The sequence below is a fragment of the Alphaproteobacteria bacterium genome, assembly GCA_040216735.1.
Classification (GTDB): domain Bacteria; phylum Pseudomonadota; class Alphaproteobacteria; order SHVP01; family SHVP01; genus CALJDF01.
On sequence record JAVJOO010000002.1, the window covers coordinates 280,316 to 298,561 of the forward strand.

An 18,246-nucleotide genomic window follows, 5' to 3' on the forward strand; every position below is an offset into this window, starting at 1 on the left:
CACACGGTTATTTTCGCGGCGCCATAGAAAATAGGACGCAGCCATGAGCCAGTCACTCGAACAGACGATCAACGATGCGTGGGAAGCGCGCGACGGTATCGGGCCAACCACAAAGGGCGCCGTTCGCGACGCCGTCGACAGCGCCTTGGACGACCTCGATCGCGGCGCGATGCGGGTTGCCGAGAAAGACAACGGGACGTGGCGCGTCAATCAATGGCTCAAGAAGGCCGTCCTCCTGTCTTTTCGACTGAACGACATGGCGCCGATTCCGGGCGGACCCGGTCGCGGCGGGGTGTGGTTCGACAAGGTTGCCTCGAAGTTCGACGGTTGGGACGGTCAACGGTTCGCCGCGGCGGGATTTCGGGCTGTCCCGAACTGCGTCGTGCGCCGGTCCGCCTATATCGGCAAGGGTGTCGTCCTGATGCCGTCTTTCGTCAACCTCGGGGCCTATGTCGATGACGGGACGATGGTCGACACTTGGGCGACAGTGGGAAGCTGCGCCCAAATCGGAAAGAACTGCCATATTTCCGGGGGCGCCGGAATCGGCGGCGTTCTCGAACCGTTGCAGGCCAACCCGGTGATCATCGAAGACAACTGCTTTATCGGTGCGCGGTCCGAAGTCGCCGAGGGCGTCGTGGTCGAAGAGGGCGCGGTTCTCTCCATGGGCGTCTATATCGGCGCCAGTACGAAAATCGTCGACCGGGCCACAGGCGAGGTCTTGCGCGGGCGGGTTCCTGCCTACTCGGTGGTCGTTCCCGGCAGCCTTCCGGGAAAACCGCTCGATAACGGCAGCCCGTCGCCGTCGCTCTACTGCGCTGTCATCGTCAAGCGAGTGGACGAGCAGACCCGCGCCAAGACCTCCGTCAACGAACTCCTTCGGGATTAGACGCGGCGGCTTTTGCGATGGCCCTCGATCCGGTGCACCTCGCGCAAGCGATGATCCGCTGCAACAGCGTAACGCCGGCTGACGGCGGCACCTTGGACGTTCTGCAAACGCAACTCGAGACGATCGGTTTCGTGTGCCATCGCATGGCCTTCCGCGAGGGCGACAGCGACGAGGTGCAGAACCTCTATGCGCGCCGCGGAACGGCCCAACCGAACCTGTGCTTCGCCGGGCACACCGACGTCGTGCCGGTCGGCGACGGTGCGGCATGGACCGCCGGCCCGTTCGACGCCACGATCGACAAGGGCCGTTTGTACGGACGCGGTGCCTCCGACATGAAAAGCGCGATCGCCGCCTTCGTCGCGGCATGCGCACGGCACCTCGATAAACATGGCGCGCCCGACGGCTCGATCAGCTTACTGATCACCGGCGACGAAGAGGGGCCGGCGATCAACGGCACAAAAAAGGTTCTCGAATGGATGGCGGCGAACGGCGAAACGATCGACGCCTGCATTGTCGGCGAACCGACGAACCCCGACCGGCTGGGCGAGATGATCAAGATCGGTCGCCGCGGCTCTCTCACCGCCGAATTGACCGTTCGCGGCACCCAAGGGCATGTGGCCTACCCGCACCTTGCAGACAACCCCGTGGGACGGATCGTCAAGATGCTCGCGGCGCTGATCGCAGAACCATTGGATAGCGGAACCGACCACTTTCAGCCGTCCAATATCGAGGTCACAACGATCGACGTCGGCAACCCAGCCACCAACGTCATCCCGAGCGAAGCGCGGGCGCGGTTCAATATCCGGTTCAACGATCTCCACACAGCGCAATCCCTGCAACAATGGATGACGGCAAAGATCGACGCTGTTGGCGGCGCCTATGAAATGAACGTGCACGTGACCGGCGAAGCTTTCCTTACACCGCCGGGGCCGCTGAGCGACATGATCGCGAGCTCGATCAAAGCGCGCCTCGGGGTCGAACCCGAACTCTCGACCACGGGCGGCACGTCGGATGCGCGATTCATCAAGGATTATGCGCCCGTCGCCGAATTCGGCCTGATCGGCAGCACGATGCACAAGATCGACGAGAACGTCGCCGTTGCCGATATCGAAGCCCTGAGCGACATCTACGAGGACGTCATCGGACGCTACTTTTCGAAAGGTTCTTCGCCCGGATAACGGACCGCTCGTAGATAAAGACCGTCCGGCGGCGCGGTGGGACCAGCGGCGGAGCGATCGCGGCGATCGCGCGCCACCGCAATATCGTCGACGGCCCAATGGCCTTCGCCCACAAGTTTGATTGACCCGACCATCGCGCGCACCTGACTGCGCAGAAACGACCGCGCCCGTGCGGTAACGAAAATGCGCTCGCCCCGACGCTCGACAGTCAGTTCGTCCAAGGTTTTGCGCGGCGATTTCGCTTGGCAATCGGCCGCGCGGAAAGAGGTGAAATCATGGCTGCCGACGAGGTGTTGCCCGGCGCGGTGCATCGCGGCCTCGTCAAGGACTGACGGCACATGCCACACGCGGCCGAGTTCGAGCGACGGCGGCGGTCGGCGGGCCAGAATGATGTATTCGTAGACCCGCTCGATCGCCATGAACCGGGCGTTGAAGGCCTCGTCGACTTCCGCCGCATCGACCACTGCAACCGGAAGGGGCCGCAAATGTTGATTGAGCGCGTCGCGAACGGTGTCGCACCGATAACTCTTGATCGTATCGAAATGCGCGACCTGGCCGGTCGCATGGACCCCAGCATCGGTCCGCCCGGCGCCGAATACCGTGACGGTTTCGCCCGACAGCGCCAATACCGCCCGTTCCAGCGCGGCTTGCACTGAGTCGCCGTTCTTCTGCCGTTGCCAGCCGACAAACGGGCCGCCGTCGTATTCGACGGTCAGTTTGTACCGCGGCATCAGGTAAACAACGTACCCGTCGGGACCGGTCGGCCGATCAAAAAGTCCGAGGCATCGAGGGCGTGCCGCCCCGCCAATTGAAGCCGTTCGATCCGCACAGCGGCCTCGCCACAGGCAACGGTCAAGTCGCCGGCGATTGTCCGTCCGGGCTCGCCACGCCCCTCCGTTGCTTCGCCCGCCAATATCTTTACCCGATCGCCATCAAGCAGGGTCCACGCACCGGGACTGGGCGAAAAGGCGTTGATCTGGCGCACAACCTCGGCCGCCCGGTTGTGCCAAACGACCTTGGTTTCATTGCGTTCAATTTTCGCGGCATAGGTAATGCCGTCCACCGGCTGGGGCTCCGCCTTCAACTCGCCCCGCGCGATCTCCGGCAGGTGGCGCCGGATCAGGTCGCTGCCGAGTTGCGCCAAACGGTCGTGGAGCTCGCCGGCCGACGTTCCATCGTCGATCGGCGTACTGCGGCAGACATAGACGGCCCCGGTATCCAAGCCCTCGTCCATCTTCATCAGACAGACCCCCGACTGGGTATCGCCCGCCAGGATCGCCCGTTGGATCGGCGCCGCGCCGCGCCAACGCGGGAGCAGCGACGCGTGAACGTTCACACATCCCAGTCTGGGCGCTTCGAGGATCGGCACGGGCAGAATCAAGCCATAGGCCGCGACCACGGCAATATCTGCATCGAGATCGCGCAATTGCGCCTGATCCGCTGCGGCTTTGAGATTGCGCGGCGTTCGTACGTCGATCCCGCGTCCCTCGGCAAGTCGGTGAACCGGCGATTTCGTTACCTTATGCCCGCGACCGGAGGGTCGCGGCGGCTGCGAATAGACGCAAACGACCTCGTGCTCGGCAAGTAAGGTCTCCAGGACCGGAACCGCAAAGTCGGGCGTGCCCATGAAGACGACGCGCAAACGAGGCCCCTATTCGGCGGCCTGGAGGCGGCGCATCTTCTTCATACGGCGCATGATCATATTCCGCTTGATCGTCGAGACGTGGTCGACCAGCAAGACGCCGTCCAAGTGATCGATTTCGTGCTGCAAGGCGATTGCCAGCAACCCCGTTGCTTTGACGAGGCGTATTTCGTTGTTCTCGTCGAGATACCTGACCTGAACCGCCGAGGGCCGCTCCACTTCCTCGTACTGATCGGGAAACGACAGACAGCCCTCTTCGTGGGGGCCAACGACATCGCCGCGCTGGACGATCTCCGGGTTGACCATTCGGAGCGGTGTCGGCGGCTCGGGGTCCTTGGCAACGTCGATGACGACAATCCGGCGCGCGACGCCCACTTGGATCGCCGACAAGCCGACACCCGGCGCGGCATACATCGTATCCAGCATATCGTCCATCAACCTGCGCACGTCGTCATCGACGACTTCGACGGGTTGCGAGACCTCACGCAAGCGCGGGTCGGGAGCGGTAACGATCGGAAGAATTGCCATTTCTTGTCTCCAGCGCCCCTACGTATGCGCCAGCCGCCAGACGGTCAAGGTTGCCTGCTGCGGTGCGGAATTTTGATGCTATCTTCGGCGCATGTCGTTCCTAGAAATTATCCAGACATCGCCCTGGCTTCCGGTTCTCGTCGGCGCTGGTCTCGTCGCCCTGGCGATCGTCGTTTTTCTGGCTAGAACCCGGGCGCGAACCCTGGCGACGGAACGCAAGCTTGCCGAACTCGGCGTTTCGACATCCGGGTTGACCCAGGCCCAATCCGAAGTACTCGGTCAGATCAAGGCGATGGCGACGACCACGGCAACCTTGCAGGCCGCCCTCACCGGCACGCTGAACGAGCGTCTGGACGCAGTTTCCGGCCAGATGCGGCAATCGCTCGAGTCGACGTCGCTCAGGACCGCAGAAAGTCTCGGCGAACTCCGTAAACACCTCGACAAGATCGACGAGGCCCAGCGCAACATCACCGAGCTCTCCGGCCAAGTCGTGAACCTTCAAGATCTGTTGGCAAACAAGCAGGCCCGCGGCGCCTTTGGCGAGGTCCAGCTCAACGACATCGTGCGCAATATTCTGCCGCCCTCGGCCTACGATCTACAAAAGACCCTTGGTAACGGGATGCGCCCGGATTGTTTGATTCGGTTACCCAATCCACCCGGTCCGATTGCGGTCGATGCAAAATTTCCGCTAGAGAGCTTTCAAGCATTGCGTCAAGCGCAGACCGACCCCGAGCGCTTGGTAGCCACCCGCAAGTTCAAAGCCGACATGCAAAAACACCTCCGCGACATCGCCGGGCGTTACATCGTCGCCGGCGAGACCGCCGAGTCCGCGATCATGTTCATCCCATCCGAAGCGGTTTACGCGGAAATCCACGGCTCGTTAGCCGACGTCGTCGACGAGTCCTACCGGTTGCGGGTCTGGATCGTGTCGCCAACGACGATGTGGGCCCTTCTCAATACGGTGCGCGCCGTACTCAAGGACGTTCAAATGCGCGAGCAGGCCGACGTCATCCAAGCCCAGGTTGGACTCCTCCTCCAAGATGCCTCTCGGCTAGACGACCGTGTCGCATCGCTCGAACGCCACTTCGGTCAAACCGTCGACGACGTCCGCAAGATCCGGATTTCCACGGACAAGGTTCTGCGTCGGGGCGAACGCATCGGCGAACTGCAACTCGAAGACGGCGGTGCGGCGGATACAGAGGAATCGAGCGAATTACCCTTCGCCCCATCCGGCGCCGGGCGCAGTGCCGACCGGAGTGATCGGAGCAGCAAGCAAATTACCGGGAACCTGCGGCCGCCCGACTAACCTTCCAGGACGACGTCGGTAAAGACAAAACCGTCTCGCTCGATGGTTTCGCCGATCGCAACGTCGAGGTCGCGGTCGAACATCGGTCCGCCGAAAACCAGCGTATGGAATTCGCCGTTTTCACCGCACGGATCGACTCCGGGCGGCAGGTCGCGAAGCAAACTCTGGTCGAACAGCCTGCCGCAAAACGATCCATCGAGTTGACGGGGATCGACGCATACGATCACGGCCCGCAGCCCGCCCGACACCATGTGCTGGGCCAAGGCGTCGGTCGGCTTTAACCAAAGGGGAAAGATCGCGCTTGCCCCCACCGTCGCCAGCCGCGACTCGCGATAGGCGCGAATGTCTTCAAGAAACAGATCGCCAAAGGCAAAGGTCTCGATTCCCTGCTCTCGCGCGGCATCCAGTGCGGCGGTCATCCGTTGCTCGTAGACCTCGTTGGGACAGGGTGCGGGGATAGGAACCTCCACCAGCGGAAGACCGGCAGCGGCGGCCTGCGCGTTGAGAATTTGGCGCCGCACACCGTGCATCGAGACCCGGTCGTAGGGTTCGGTCACCGTTGTCAAAAGACCAACGACCTCATAGCTGGGATCGGACCTAAGCGTATGCAGCGCCCAGGCGCTATCCTTGCCGCTGCTCCAACTGAGCCAAATCCGCTCTTTCATGGCAGGCCGACCGGGCGGCGCGCCTTCAACGCGGTATTCAGAGTCCCTTCGTCAAGGTAATCGAGCTCGCCCCCAACCGGCAGCCCGTGCGCCAGCCGCGTCACGGTGACGTCGCAGCCCGCGAGGCGATCGACGACATAGTGAGCCGTCGTTTGGCCATCGACCGTCGCGCTGGTGGCGAGTACGACCTCGCGCACGGCTTCGGCTTTAGCCCGGCTTATCAGGCCGCTGATCCGCAGATCCTCGGGACCCACGCCGTCAAGTGCGGAGAGGACGCCACCCAGGACGTGGAACCGGCCGCGATAGTCGATCACGCGTTCCAAGGCCCATAAATCGGCGACGTCTTCGACGACGCAGATCATCGACTCGTCGCGCTTGGGATCGGTGCAGAAATGGCACGGCTGAGCCGTATCGAGATTGCCGCAGACCGGGCACTCATGGACGTTCTCCGCCGCTTTCAGCATCGCGTCGGCGAGCGGTCGGAGCAGGGTTTCTTTTTTCTTCAGGAGTTGCAGAACCGCGCGCTTGGCGGAGCGCGGCCCAAGACCGGGAAGCTTTGCCAGCAGTTGGCCCAACCGCTCGATTTCTGCGCCGTGCACGCGTTCGCCCGGTCAGAACGGCAGTTTCATTCCCGGCGGCAACTCCAAGCCGCCGGTCAGCTTTTTCATTTCCTCGGACGTGTGCTGCTCAACTTTGGATTTCGCATCGTTATGCGCCGCCATGATCAGGTCTTCGACGATCTCCACATCGCCAGACATCAGCGAGGGGTCGATCCGCACTGCCCGAACGTCGCCTTTGCCGTTGAGGGTCACTTCAACGAGCCCGGCGCCCGACGACCCCTTGATCTCGACGGCGGCGAGCTGCTCTTGCATCTCCGCCATCTTGGTTTGCATCTGCTGGGCTTGCTTCATCATTTGCGCAAGATTTTTCAACTGTCGTGCTCCGTCGCTATGTCGTCTTCGTCGAGCGTGTCGCCGGCGGTTTCGTCCGCCTGACCGGCAATTGGCTGTACCAAATCGCGTACTTCGCGTATTTCAGCGCCGGGGAAGTGTTCCAGTGCCGCGCGCACCAGGGGATGTCGCTCCGCTTCGCCGCGGCGTTGCGCCGCCTGGGTTTCCTGTTGCTCTTGCAGCGTCGGCTCGCCAACTTCGTTGGACGGCGATACCAACCACGTGTCGCCGGTGGCGTTGCTCAGCAGGCGGCTCAGTTGCTGTGGCAGCTTGGGCGGCGCCCGGTCGGTCAAGCGCAGATCGATTCGACCGGGTTCCATGCGCACGAAATGGACGTTGGTGACCAAGTGGCTGCGGAGGATGTATTCGGTCTGGGCTTCGGCAAGGTCGACGACATCCTGAAAACGCGACAGCGCGACGGCGGCGTTGGGCTGAACGGCGGCCTTCGGCGCGGCGCGGGCGACGGCGCTCGCTGGACTTGCGGTCGACGCGGTCGCCGAAGCGCCGCCTTTGTCGCTGGGTCGTGGCGACGGCGCACTCTTTTGCGGTTCGCCGCCGGGTTGCGTCCGCCCTCCATCTTCAAGGGTTCGCACCAGATCCGCCGGTGGCGGTAATGCGGCGGCATAGCCGATGCGGACCAAGACCATCTCGCACGCGGCATAGGGCGCCGGCGCCCCTTGCACTTCCTGAAGTCCCTTGAGAAGGAGTTGCCAGGTGCGAGTCAATTCCCCCATCGTCAGTTTTTCGGCCATCTCTTGGCCGCGCACGCGCTCGACTTCGGTCGCAGCCAAGTCCTCCGCCGCCGCCCGCGTCACTTTCAGTCGCGTGAGCCAGTGAACGAACTCAAGCAGATCCTGAATCACGATGACCGGGTCGGTACCCAGCTCATATAGTTGCCGCGCGGTGCCCAGCGCCTCGGCCATCTTGCCGCCCATCGTCTGTTCGAACAGATCGATCAACCGCGCCCGGTCGGCAAGGCCGAGCATGCTTTGCACGGCCTCTTCGGTGACCGTCCCATCGCAAAAGGCGAATGCCTGATCCAGGAGCGACAGGGCGTCGCGCACCGAACCCTCCGCGGCGCGGGCAATCATGGCGAGGGCGCCGATCTCCGTCGCAACGCCTTCTTGCTTGGCGATACCGCCGAGATGTTCGATGAGGACTTCCGAATCCAGCCGCCGGAGATCGAACCGTTGGCAGCGCGACAGCACGGTGACCGGGACCTTGCGAATCTCCGTCGTCGCGAAGATGAACTTCACATGGGGCGGCGGCTCTTCGAGCGTTTTGAGCAACGCGTTGAAGGCAGGCTTCGACAACATGTGAACTTCGTCGATGATGTAGATCTTGTAGCGCGCGGACGCCGGCAGGTAGCGTACGTTGTCGATAATCTCGCGGATATTATCGACACCGGTATGGCTTGCCGCGTCGATCTCGATCACATCGACATGCCGGTCCTCGCCAATCGCCTTGCAGTGTTCGCAGACCCCGCACGGGTCGATCGTGGGCCCGGCCTGACCGTCGGGTCCGACGCAATTCAACGCCCGGGCGATAATGCGCGCCGTCGTCGTCTTGCCGATACCGCGAACCCCGGTGAGGACAAATGCCTGGGCGATCCGCCCCGTCTGGAAGGCGTTCGCGAGGGTCCGTACCATCGCGCTTTGCCCGACAAACATGTCGGTAAAGGTCGTGGGACGGTATTTTCGTGCCAATACCTTGTAGGACGGGTCTTGCTCTGGTGGCGACATAGGCCTTTTGGCTGTGATTGACCGTTCGCCCCGGCGCGCGACGAAGGTGGGAGGTTGGTTAGGCGACCCGGCTGCATCCCGTTACGGCTGCTTCCTTCCGGACCTGACCGGATTGGCGGGCGCGACCGTCCGCCGCCAACCTCCCGCCGGGACTATATCCCATTGAATCGCCAGAACCCAAGGTGACCCTCGCTTGCGCATCCAGCATCGGGGTGCAACTGTTGGACGACATCATGCAAGCGCTCGACACCTTCGAAGGTAACGTCTTTTCCGGCAGTCAACTGGACCGCGCGGGGAATATGCGGCGCAATCCGGATTGGTTGGCGACCCAGATTCAGGCGCCGACCGCACGCTTCTTGCCCATCTGGCAGCTCAAAGTGCCGGTGGCCGTCGAACCGGCTCCGCATCTATTTTGGCTCTCCCCTGCCCAGGCCAACGGCCACCTCGTCGACGCCAACCCGATCCTTCTCGGGGTTGACGGGACCGGGACGCCCTATTTCGCGCTCGATGCAGATATCGGCCCCGCACCGGCGTTCGACGGTGTCGAATTTCAAGAGGTCCGATCGGTCGCGCCGACCGTCACGCGCAGCGATGCGGCGCTACTGGCCCAGGCGCGATCGCTGGTCGATTGGCATCAACGCCATGGGTTTTGCGCGGTCTGCGGGTCGGCAACCCAAATGCGGGACGCCGGCTACGTGCGGCGCTGTTCGAACACGGCCTGCGGCGCCCAACACTTCCCCCGAACCGATCCCGTGGTGATCATGCTGATCCAGCGCGGCGATTACTGCCTCGTAGGCCGCCAGAAATGGTTTCCGACCGGCTTCTACTCGACCTTGGCCGGTTTCATGGAACCGGGCGAGTCTATCGAAGAAGCGGTCCGCCGGGAGGTTCAGGAGGAATCCGGGATCGTGGTCGGCGAAGTGCGCTACCATTCCTCGCAGCCCTGGCCTTACCCCTCGTCTCTCATGATCGGTTGTTTCGGCGAAGCCCTGGGCGACGAGATTGTCGTCGACAAATTGGAACTTGAAGACGCCCGCTGGGTCGACCGCGATACGGTCCGCCGCGCCATCGATCACGTCACCGCCAAGGCCTTCGATCCATTCGCGCAACAGAACGCGACGCCCAGCGCCGATCAACCCGAGTTGCTGGTTCCCGCCCCCATGGCGATCGCGCACCAATTGATGCGCTCCTGGGTGTATCCCAGCGCGACCTAGGCTAGCCGCGACCGCGGAACGGGTGGGCGGGGTAAACGCCCAGAATCTTCAGCTTCGACGTAAAGAAGTGCAGTTCCTCCAGGGCGAGGCTGACGTTCTTGTCCTCGGCATGTCCTTCGACATCGGCGTAGAACTGCGTTGCATTGAAGCTGCCGCCGACCTGATAGCTCTCCAGCTTGGTCATGTTGACGCCGTTGGTGGCGAAGCCGCCCATCGCCTTGTAGAGCGCCGAGGGCACATTGCGCACCTGAAAAACGAACGACGTCATCGCAGGTCCGCTGCCGAGGGCCGGACGTTTCGCCGTGCGCGACAACACCACAAAACGGGTCGTGTTGTGGTCGGCGTCTTCGATGTCGCGGCGGATGATATCCAGTCCGTAAATCTCGCCGGCAAGATCCGAGGCGATCGCTGCCTGGGACTTATCGCCCGCGGCGGCGATATCCTTGGCCGAGCCCGCCGTATCGGCCTCGATCTCGGCCGCGAGCCGGAGGTCGCGGATGAGGTTGCGGCACTGGCTCAGCGCCTGGATATGGCTATGGACGACGCGGAGGTCGGCAACCGTCGCGCCCTTCACGCCCAACAGGCAGTGATTCACGCGCTGGAAATGCTCGCCGACGATAAACAGCCCGGAGTCCGGCATCAGGGTATGAATGTCGGCCACCCGGCCGGCGACCGAATTCTCGATCGGGATCATGGCAAGGTGCGCCCGGCCGGTCTTGACCGCATCGAAGGCGTCTTCGAAGGATTCGCAGGGCAGCGCCTCGAGGTCGGGAAAAGCCTCCCGGCAGGCAAGATGCGAATAGGCCCCGGGGTATCCCTGGAACGCGATCAAGGTGTCGCTGGACGCTACCACAATGTCTCTATTTAATTGATTTTCAACACAAAATTCGCCTCGCCTCGGCGAGTTGTGCCGGAGTATCGACACCAAGCGGAACGCTGTCAACGCGGCGCGCGAGGATCGTCATCCCCGCTTCGAGCGCCCGGAGTTGCTCCAAACGCTCGCTCTTTTCCAATGCACTTGGCGGCAGGGCGACAAACCGCTCCAAGGACTTGCGACGGTACGCGTAGATGCCGATGTGGTGATAGCGCGCCGCATCGCCTGCGGGCACCGGCAGGCGTGAAAAATAGAGAGCGCGCGCGATATCGGTGCCAGGTGGAAAAGCGACGACCGCCTTGGCCACATTGGGGTCGTTGGCTTCGTCATCGCACCGGATTTCCGTCACCAAGGTCGCGATATCGGCACTCGGCGGGGCCGATTCTAGTGTCGCTGCCAATTTGCGGATGTCGCCGGGGTCGATCGTCGGCAGATCGCCCTGCAGGTTAACGACCAGCTCCGACGCTGCCCCAATCTTGTCCAAGGCCTCGCAGACCCGGTCCGATCCGGACGGATGATCGGGGCGGGTCAGGACGGCGCGCCCCCCTGCGCCGGTAACGGCATCGGCGATTTCCTGTTCGGCACACGCGACAACCACCGCCCCGATATCTGCTTCGCAAGCGCGGCGCCATACATGGACGATCATGGGAACACCGCCAATATCGGCCAGCGGCTTGCCCGGCAGACGGGTTGATGCCATGCGCGCCGGAATCACGACGATCGGACGGTCGATTGAACGCTTAGAGATCATTATTTCTGTCTTTGCCTCCGGTGCCGGGTCCCGATTCGGTCGTGACATAATGCCGCGGACGCCAAGAACGATGGATCGTAGGGGCTAAAGCGGCCAAAATCATTCGCTAATTCGCCCGAGAAACGCTGGCAGGCGGCCAAAAATTGGGTTATTCATGCGCCCTTCTAGGCGTTGCGCCACAGGTCGATCTCGGGAATAGTCGATCTGCAAGCTGCAAGGAAGTGGTCGATGAATTCGTTTGAGTTGAACAAGTATGCCGGCGCCATCCTCGCGACGATCTTGGTCGTTTTTGTCGTCTCCATGATCAGCGACACCTTGATGCACCCCCATGAGCTTGAAGGCCAGGTCTACGGCGAGATCACCGTCGCCGAGGACAGCCATGGCGGGCCGGCCGAGGTCGCCGAAGAGACCCCGCCCCTTCCGGTGCTGCTTGCCGCGGCAAACGTCGAAACCGGCGAACGGGTCTCCAAGAAATGCGGCTCGTGCCACACCTTCGAGAAGGACGGCGCCAACAAAGTCGGCCCGAACCTCTACAACGTCCTGGGCGCCGCACCGGCTGGCAAGGATTTCGCCTATTCCAGCGCAATGCAGGAAAAAGGCGGCCAGTGGTCCTTCGCCACCCTCGACGCGTTCCTCGCCTCGCCCCGCACCGCCCTCCCAGGCACCAAGATGAGCTACGCCGGGCTGAAACGCGCGGAAGAACGCGCGGCACTCTTGCTGTACATGCGTCAGCAGAGCGACTCGCCGCTCCCGCTCCCGACCGACTGACCCCGGCACGCAGGGTGGCGGACCGCTGCCCCAGAGAGTTCCTCGCCTTTGCCGAAACACTGGCAGCGGCGTCAGGCACGGTCATTCGTCAATATTTTCGCCAGCCCTTCGAGATCGTCTCGAAAACCGACGAATCCCCGGTCACGATTGCCGACCGCGACGCCGAAACGGCCATGCGTGCGCTTATTCGCGCGACCTACCCGGACCACGGCATCCTCGGCGAGGAATTCGGGCGCGAGCGCGACGACGCTGAATACCAGTGGATTCTCGACCCGATCGACGGCACCGGATCGTTTATCTCGGGCAAGCCGATATTCGGCACACTGATCGCGCTTTGGCACCAAGGCCAACCGCTCCTGGGACTGATCGACCAGCCCATATCGGGCGAACGCTGGATCGGTGCCGCCGGCCATGGCACGACGCTCAACGGCCAGCCGGCCCACACCCGGCCCTGCCCGAGCCTTGACGCTGCCCTACTCGATGCGACCGACCCGTCGATGTTTGTGCACGAGCCACGCTTCGAAGCCCTGCGCCGCGCGGTCGCGCGCAACCGGTGGGGCAGCGACTGCTACGCCTACGCGCTGCTAGCGTCCGGCCACATCGACCTAGTGGTCGAGAAGGGGTTGAAACTTTGGGACTTCGCGACGCTTGTGCCAGTCATCGAACAGGCCGGCGGGATCATCACCGACTGGCAGGGTAACCCCCTGCATCCGGGCGCCGACGGCCATGTCCTCGCGGCGGGCGATGCCCGGGTCCACGCAGCGGCCCTTACCGTTCTCAACGGCTGACGGTCACGACCGTTTGTTCGCCGCGCGCCGCCAAAGCGCGCCCGCACGGGCGGATTTCGTTACAATAGCCGCCACGAAACGAACCTAGGGACGAACATAATGGTGCTACGCGGAGCCTTCGTTGCTTGCCTTTGCCTGGTCGCAACGTCGATTGCGTTCCCCGCGCACGCCCAGAGCGCCGCGGAGCGACACGCGCTGGTCCAGTTTGGCGCCCCGAAATACGGCCCCGATTTTGCCCATTTCGACTATGTGAATCCGGCCGCGCCGAAGGGCGGGCAGTTCCGCCAATTGGCAACTGGAACGTTCGACACCCTCAACCCCTTCATCCTAAAAGGAACGTCGGCCGCCGGGATCGGCTTGATCTTCGAAACTCTACTGACGGGCTCGTTGGACGAAGTCGATACCAGCGCCGAATACGGCCTCATCGCTAAAAGCATCGAGGTCCCCGACGATTTTTCTTGGGTGATCTTCAACCTCAGACCCGAGGCCCGGTGGCACGACGGCAATCCGATTACTGCCGACGACGTGGTGTTCAGTTTCGAGGCGCTCACAACGAAGGGGCATCCGTTCTACCGGCAGTACTACGCGAATGTCGCTAGCGCCGAAAAGATCGACGACCTTCGCGTGAAGTTCACCTTCAGCGGGCCACCCAACCGTGAACTCCCAAACATCGTCGGGCAGTTGTCGATTATTCCCAAGCACTATTACGAGAACGTCGATTTTACCGCGACTAGCCTGGAACCGCCGGTCGCCAGCGGACCCTACCGGATCAAGAATTTCGAACCCGGACGTTTCATCGAGTACGAACGCGTGGAAGATTATTGGGGGGCGGCGCTCCCGGTGAACGTCGGGCGCTACAACTTCGGCGCGGTCCGCTACGACTATTACCGCGACGCAACAGTGGCGCGCGAAGCCTTCAAATCCTACGAGTTCGACACCTTCCCCGAATTCTCCGCCAAGGATTGGGCAACCGGCTACGACTTCCCTGCATTCAGAAACGGGTTGGTCAAAAAGGAAGAGATTCCCGACGCGACCTCCCCCGGTATGCAAGCGCTGGTGTTCAACACCCGCCGCGACATCTTTGCGGATCGCCGGGTGCGCCAAGCCATCGGCCTCGCGTTCGATTTCGAATGGTCGAACAAAGCGCTCTTCTTCGGTCAGTACCAGCGCACGACAAGTTATTTCGAAAATATGGAGCTCGCGTCGAGCGGCCTCCCGCAGGACGCGGAGCTCGACTACCTGACGCCGTTCAAAGACCAACTCCCGCCCGAGATCTTTACCAAACCCTTCACGGTCCCCAAGACTGACGGGTCCGGAAACCCCCGCCGCGAGCTGCGCGAAGCGGCGCGCCTTCTGAAGGCCGCCGGATGGGAGGTCAGGGACGGCACCTTGACCCACGGGGAAACCGGGACCCCGCTTCGCTTCGAAGTCCTCTTGGTCCAACCGAGCCTCGAAAAAATCATCCTGCCGTTCATCGGCAACTTGGAGAAGCTGGGCGTGAAGGCGACGGTTCGGACGGTGGATACGGCGCAATACCAAAGCCGGTTGGATACCTTCGATTTCGATATGGTCGTCACGACCTTCCGCCAATCCTTTTCGCCCGGCAATGAGCAGCGGGATTTTTGGGGATCGGCGGCGGCGGATCTCAACGGCGGGCGAAATCTAGCCGGAATCAAAGACCCCGTGGTTGACGCCTTGATCGACCACATCGTCGGGGCGCCCGACCGACCGTCCTTGGTCGCGGCGACCCGTGCTTTGGATCGCGTCCTGCTGTGGGGCCACTACGTGATCCCGCAATACTACGTCCCGACCGACCGGCTGGCCTTTTGGGACAAGTTCGGCCGGCCCGAAACAAACCCAAAGTTTGGCGTCGATATCTTCTCCTGGTGGATCGACGCCGAAAAGTTGGCGCGCGTGGAGGCGGGCCGGCGGCCCTGAATTCCCGATGAAGAGGATTCTCGCTCTCGCCGTTTTTGCGATCGTCTGTTCGACTGCAGCTACGGCCGAACCGCGCCACGGCATTTCGACGTTCGGGGACCTTAAGTACCCCGCTGGCTTTCCTCATTTCGACTACGTCAACCCGGATGCGCCTAAGGGTGGCGTTGTCCGACTCGCCGGCGGCGAAGGCACCTTCGACACCGTCAATCCGTTTACGTTGAAAGGCATTCGTTTCCGCGGCGACGCCGGCTCGGTGATGTCGCTCCCCTACGACACGCTGATGGTGCGCAGCGGCGACGAGCCCGACGCGATGTACGGTCTCGTCGCCGATTCCGCCGAAATCGCCGAGGACAAAACCTCAATCACCTTTACGTTGCGCGCCGAGGCGCGTTGGCACGACGGCTCCGCCATCACCGCCGAGGATATCGTCTTCACCTTCGAAGCGTTGAAGAACGATCCTGGCGCCTTTCCCGCCTTTCGCATCGTGTTGCGCGACGTTATCGGCGTCGAGGCACTTGGCGATGCAGCGGTGCGCTATACCTTCGATCCGGCGGCCGCTGCCCTGCGCGACCTGCCCGCGACCGTTGCGGGACTCCCGATCCTGTCAAAACGGGACTTCGCAAACCGCGCGTTCGGCGAGACCACCTTCGATCCGCCGCTCGGGAACGGCCCCTATCGCATTGCCGAGGTCAATCCAGGCCGCTCCATCGTGCTTGAACGCGTCCCCGACTACTGGGCCGCAGACCTTCCGGTCAACCGCGGCCGCAACAACTTCGGACAAATCCAGCTGGAGTTCTACCGCGACCGCGACGTTCAGCACGAAGCGTTCAAATCCGGCGCGTTCGACTTCCACGAGGAATTCACCTCTCGAATCTGGGCGACCGGTTACGATTTCCCCGCAACCCGAGATGGGCGCGTCATTAAGGAGGCGGTACCCAACCTTGGTCCGGCGTCGCGCCAATACTTCGTGATCAATCTCCGGCGCGAGAAATTCCAAGACCGGCGCGTCCGCCAGGCTATCAACCACGCCTTCGACTTCGAGTGGACCAATACCAATCTGTTCTACAGCGTCTACGAGCGCGCCAACAGCATCTACCAAAACACCGATATGGCCGCCGCCGCGCCACCAACCGGCGCCGAACTCGCTCTCCTCGAACCGTTCCGCGACCGGCTGCCGCCGGAGGTGTTCACAACCGTCTACCAACAACCGCGCTCCGATGGCTCGGGCAACAACAGGCGGAACCTGCGGCGGGCCCAGCAACTGTTCGCCGACGCGGGATGGACCGTGCAAGAAGGTCGGCTCAAGAACGAACGCGGCGAAACGATGTCGATCGAATTCCTGACGTTCTCACCGACGTTCGAGCGGGTTTTCGCACCGATCGTCCAGAACCTGAAACGCATCGGCGCCGACGCGTCCATTCGGATCGTCGACTCAAGCCAATACGCCCAGCGCGTCGACCAAGACCGCGATTTCGACATCACCACGGCGGCGTTTGGCGTCTCGCCGACCCCAGGTGTCGGCGAACGCGGTTTCTGGAACTCGGCCTTCGCCGATCAGCCCGGCAGCAACAACGATGGCGGCATCAAGGATCCGGTCGTCGATGACCTGGTCGAACGCCTTGCCAGCGCCCAAGACCGCCAAAGCTTGACCGTGGCCGCACGGGCGCTAGACCGCGTCCTTCTTTGGAACCAGTACATCATCCCGCAATGGTTTCGCAGCACCTACACCATTGCCTATTGGGACATGTTCGGACGACCGGACACGGCACCGATCTACGGCCTCGGATTTCTCGACACCTGGTGGATCGATCCTGCCAAAGCGGCGCGGCTCAATCGCGACAAACCCTAGAATTACGCTAGACTCGACGCCGCGATGACTGCCTACATCCTCCGCCGCCTGCTATTTATCGTTCCGACGCTGTTCGGAATCATGGTGATCAACTTTGCCGTGGTCCAGTTTGCGCCGGGCGGACCGGTCGAACAGATCATTGCCCAGGTCACCGGCACCGCGGTCGACGCAACCGCCCGTATCAGCGGCGCAGGCGGTGGCGACGCGCCCCAGGCCCAGGCGCAACAGGGCGCGGCCAGCACCGCCGGCATCGAATCGCGGTACCGCGGCGCCCAGGGTCTCGACCCGCAGTTCATCGCGGACTTGGAAAAGCAGTTCGGTTTCGACAAGCCTCTGCACATCCGGTTCTTCGACATGATCGCGAATTACGTCGTGTTCGATTTCGGCGAATCCTTCTACCGCGACCGCCGCGTCGTCGACCTTGTGATCGACAAGCTGCCGGTGTCGATCTCGCTGGGCCTGTGGACCACGTTGTTGATTTACTTGATCTCCATCCCGCTTGGCATTCGCAAGGCCGTGCGCGACGGCACGCCGTTCGATATTTGGACCAGCAGTCTGGTCATCGTCGGGCAGGCAATCCCCGGTTTCCTCTTCGCTATCTTGTTGATCGTGCTGTTTGCTGGCGGCACTTATTTGGATTGGTTTCCGCTCCGCGGTCTCGTCTCGGAAAACTTTTCCGAGTTGTCGGCCTTCGGGAAGGTCGTCGACTATTTCCATCACCTCGCCCTGCCGATTACCGCGCTCGTGATCGGCGGCTTTGCCGGCCTGACCCTGCTGACCAAGAACTCCTTCCTCGATCAGATCAACCAACAATATGTTTTGACCGCGCGCGCGAAGGGCTTGACCGAACGCCAGGTCCTGTACGGTCACGTCTTTCGCAACGGCATGCTCATCGTCATCGCCGGGTTCCCCGCGCTCTTCGTCGGCATCCTGTTCACGGGCGCGCTCTTGATCGAGATTATTTTCTCGCTCGACGGCATCGGCCTGCTGGGATTCGAGGCGGTCATCAACCGCGATTACCCGATCATGTTCGGCACCCTCTATTTCTTCACTTTGCTCGGCCTGGTCTTCAATCTGATCGGCGACCTGATGTATGTGATCATCGACCCGCGCATCGATTTCGAGCGCCGCGATGTCTGACCTGCTCACCGCCACCGCCGATACCGC

General features: G+C 62.5%; 18 protein-coding genes and 1 other RNA gene. 9 read left to right on the forward strand and 10 right to left on the reverse strand.

Annotated features, from left to right (window positions below):
• Window positions 1-43: 43 nt before the first annotated feature.
• Together dapD and dapE are read left to right on the forward strand one after the other, a co-directional pair.
• Window positions 44-886, forward strand: a complete 843-nt coding sequence (gene dapD, locus RID42_02505; GenBank protein MEQ8246530.1) for a 2,3,4,5-tetrahydropyridine-2,6-dicarboxylate N-succinyltransferase — start codon at window positions 44-46, stop codon at window positions 884-886.
• Between the two features lie 17 nt (window positions 887-903).
• Complete coding sequence (gene dapE, locus RID42_02510; GenBank protein MEQ8246531.1) at window positions 904-2,064, forward strand: succinyl-diaminopimelate desuccinylase; 1,161 nt, start codon at window positions 904-906, stop codon at window positions 2,062-2,064.
• Here the strand turns inward: dapE and truA are convergent.
• Genes truA through def form a run of 3 tightly spaced genes read right to left on the reverse strand, consistent with a single transcriptional unit; the run spans window position 2,034 to window position 4,234 of the window.
• Window positions 2,034-2,795, reverse strand: a complete 762-nt coding sequence (gene truA, locus RID42_02515) for a tRNA pseudouridine(38-40) synthase TruA (GenBank protein MEQ8246532.1) — start codon at window positions 2,793-2,795, stop codon at window positions 2,034-2,036. The two genes, dapE and truA, sit on opposite strands and share 31 nt — an antisense overlap.
• Window positions 2,795-3,706 carry a methionyl-tRNA formyltransferase gene (gene fmt, locus RID42_02520; GenBank protein MEQ8246533.1) on the reverse strand — a complete coding sequence of 304 codons (912 nt, stop codon included), beginning with the start codon at window positions 3,704-3,706 and terminating at the stop codon, window positions 2,795-2,797. The genes truA and fmt overlap by 1 nt, the downstream gene beginning before the upstream one ends.
• 9 nt (window positions 3,707-3,715) lie before the next feature.
• Window positions 3,716-4,234 carry a peptide deformylase gene (gene def, locus RID42_02525; GenBank protein MEQ8246534.1) on the reverse strand — a complete coding sequence of 173 codons (519 nt, stop codon included), beginning with the start codon at window positions 4,232-4,234 and terminating at the stop codon, window positions 3,716-3,718.
• A 91-nt stretch (window positions 4,235-4,325) separates the two neighbouring features.
• Between def and RID42_02530 the strand changes: the two genes are divergently transcribed.
• On the forward strand, window positions 4,326-5,540 hold the full coding sequence (locus RID42_02530; protein MEQ8246535.1) for a DNA recombination protein RmuC: 1,215 nt from the start codon (window positions 4,326-4,328) through the stop codon (window positions 5,538-5,540).
• Here RID42_02530 and RID42_02535 read toward each other — a convergent pair.
• The 5 genes from RID42_02535 to ffs all read right to left on the reverse strand — a co-directional run bounded on the left by RID42_02535 (window position 5,537) and on the right by ffs (window position 9,041).
• Window positions 5,537-6,205, reverse strand: coding sequence for an ATP-binding protein (locus RID42_02535; GenBank protein MEQ8246536.1), 669 nt, complete (start codon window positions 6,203-6,205; stop codon window positions 5,537-5,539). The two genes, RID42_02530 and RID42_02535, sit on opposite strands and share 4 nt — an antisense overlap.
• Complete coding sequence (gene recR / locus RID42_02540; protein MEQ8246537.1) at window positions 6,202-6,804, reverse strand: recombination mediator RecR; 603 nt, start codon at window positions 6,802-6,804, stop codon at window positions 6,202-6,204. Before recR ends, RID42_02535 begins: the two co-directional genes overlap by 4 nt.
• 12 nt (window positions 6,805-6,816) lie before the next feature.
• A complete protein-coding gene (locus tag RID42_02545; protein ID MEQ8246538.1) occupies window positions 6,817-7,137 on the reverse strand; it encodes a YbaB/EbfC family nucleoid-associated protein in 321 nt (106 codons plus the stop codon).
• Window positions 7,134-8,897, reverse strand: a complete 1,764-nt coding sequence (locus tag RID42_02550; protein ID MEQ8246539.1) for a DNA polymerase III subunit gamma/tau — start codon at window positions 8,895-8,897, stop codon at window positions 7,134-7,136. Before RID42_02550 ends, RID42_02545 begins: the two co-directional genes overlap by 4 nt.
• A 46-nt stretch (window positions 8,898-8,943) precedes the next feature.
• An RNA gene (gene ffs, locus RID42_02555) (signal recognition particle sRNA small type) lies at window positions 8,944-9,041 on the reverse strand.
• A gap of 38 nt (window positions 9,042-9,079) precedes the next feature.
• On the opposite strand from ffs, the gene nudC reads away from it, so the two are divergent.
• Entirely contained in the window at window positions 9,080-10,111 is a 1,032-nt protein-coding gene (nudC, locus tag RID42_02560; protein ID MEQ8246540.1) for an NAD(+) diphosphatase, read from the forward strand.
• Between the two features lies 1 nt (window position 10,112).
• Here the strand turns inward: nudC and RID42_02565 are convergent, their stop codons facing one another.
• Both RID42_02565 and RID42_02570 read right to left on the reverse strand, forming a co-directional pair.
• On the reverse strand, window positions 10,113-10,964 hold the full coding sequence (locus tag RID42_02565; protein ID MEQ8246541.1) for a prephenate dehydratase: 852 nt from the start codon (window positions 10,962-10,964) through the stop codon (window positions 10,113-10,115).
• Window positions 10,965-10,986: 22 nt separating this feature from the next.
• Window positions 10,987-11,736: a 3-deoxy-manno-octulosonate cytidylyltransferase gene (locus tag RID42_02570; protein MEQ8246542.1), complete on the reverse strand. Its 750-nt coding sequence runs from the start codon at window positions 11,734-11,736 to the stop codon at window positions 10,987-10,989.
• A 228-nt stretch (window positions 11,737-11,964) separates the two neighbouring features.
• Here RID42_02570 and RID42_02575 point away from each other — a divergent pair, with 228 nt between their 5' ends.
• The 5 genes from RID42_02575 (at window position 11,965) to RID42_02595 (ending at window position 18,219) form a co-directional block, all read left to right on the forward strand.
• Window positions 11,965-12,504 (forward strand): cytochrome c family protein, encoded by a 540-nt coding sequence (locus tag RID42_02575; GenBank protein ID MEQ8246543.1) that lies wholly within the window; start codon window positions 11,965-11,967, stop codon window positions 12,502-12,504.
• Between the two features lie 14 nt (window positions 12,505-12,518).
• On the forward strand, window positions 12,519-13,292 hold the full coding sequence (gene hisN, locus RID42_02580; GenBank protein MEQ8246544.1) for a histidinol-phosphatase: 774 nt from the start codon (window positions 12,519-12,521) through the stop codon (window positions 13,290-13,292).
• A 99-nt stretch (window positions 13,293-13,391) separates the two neighbouring features.
• Window positions 13,392-15,230 carry an extracellular solute-binding protein gene (locus tag RID42_02585; GenBank protein ID MEQ8246545.1) on the forward strand — a complete coding sequence of 613 codons (1,839 nt, stop codon included), beginning with the start codon at window positions 13,392-13,394 and terminating at the stop codon, window positions 15,228-15,230.
• Between the two features lie 7 nt (window positions 15,231-15,237).
• A complete protein-coding gene (locus RID42_02590) occupies window positions 15,238-17,079 on the forward strand; it encodes an extracellular solute-binding protein (protein ID MEQ8246546.1) in 1,842 nt (613 codons plus the stop codon).
• A gap of 24 nt (window positions 17,080-17,103) precedes the next feature.
• Entirely contained in the window at window positions 17,104-18,219 is a 1,116-nt protein-coding gene (locus RID42_02595) for a microcin C ABC transporter permease YejB (protein ID MEQ8246547.1), read from the forward strand.
• Window positions 18,220-18,246 lie beyond the last annotated feature (27 nt).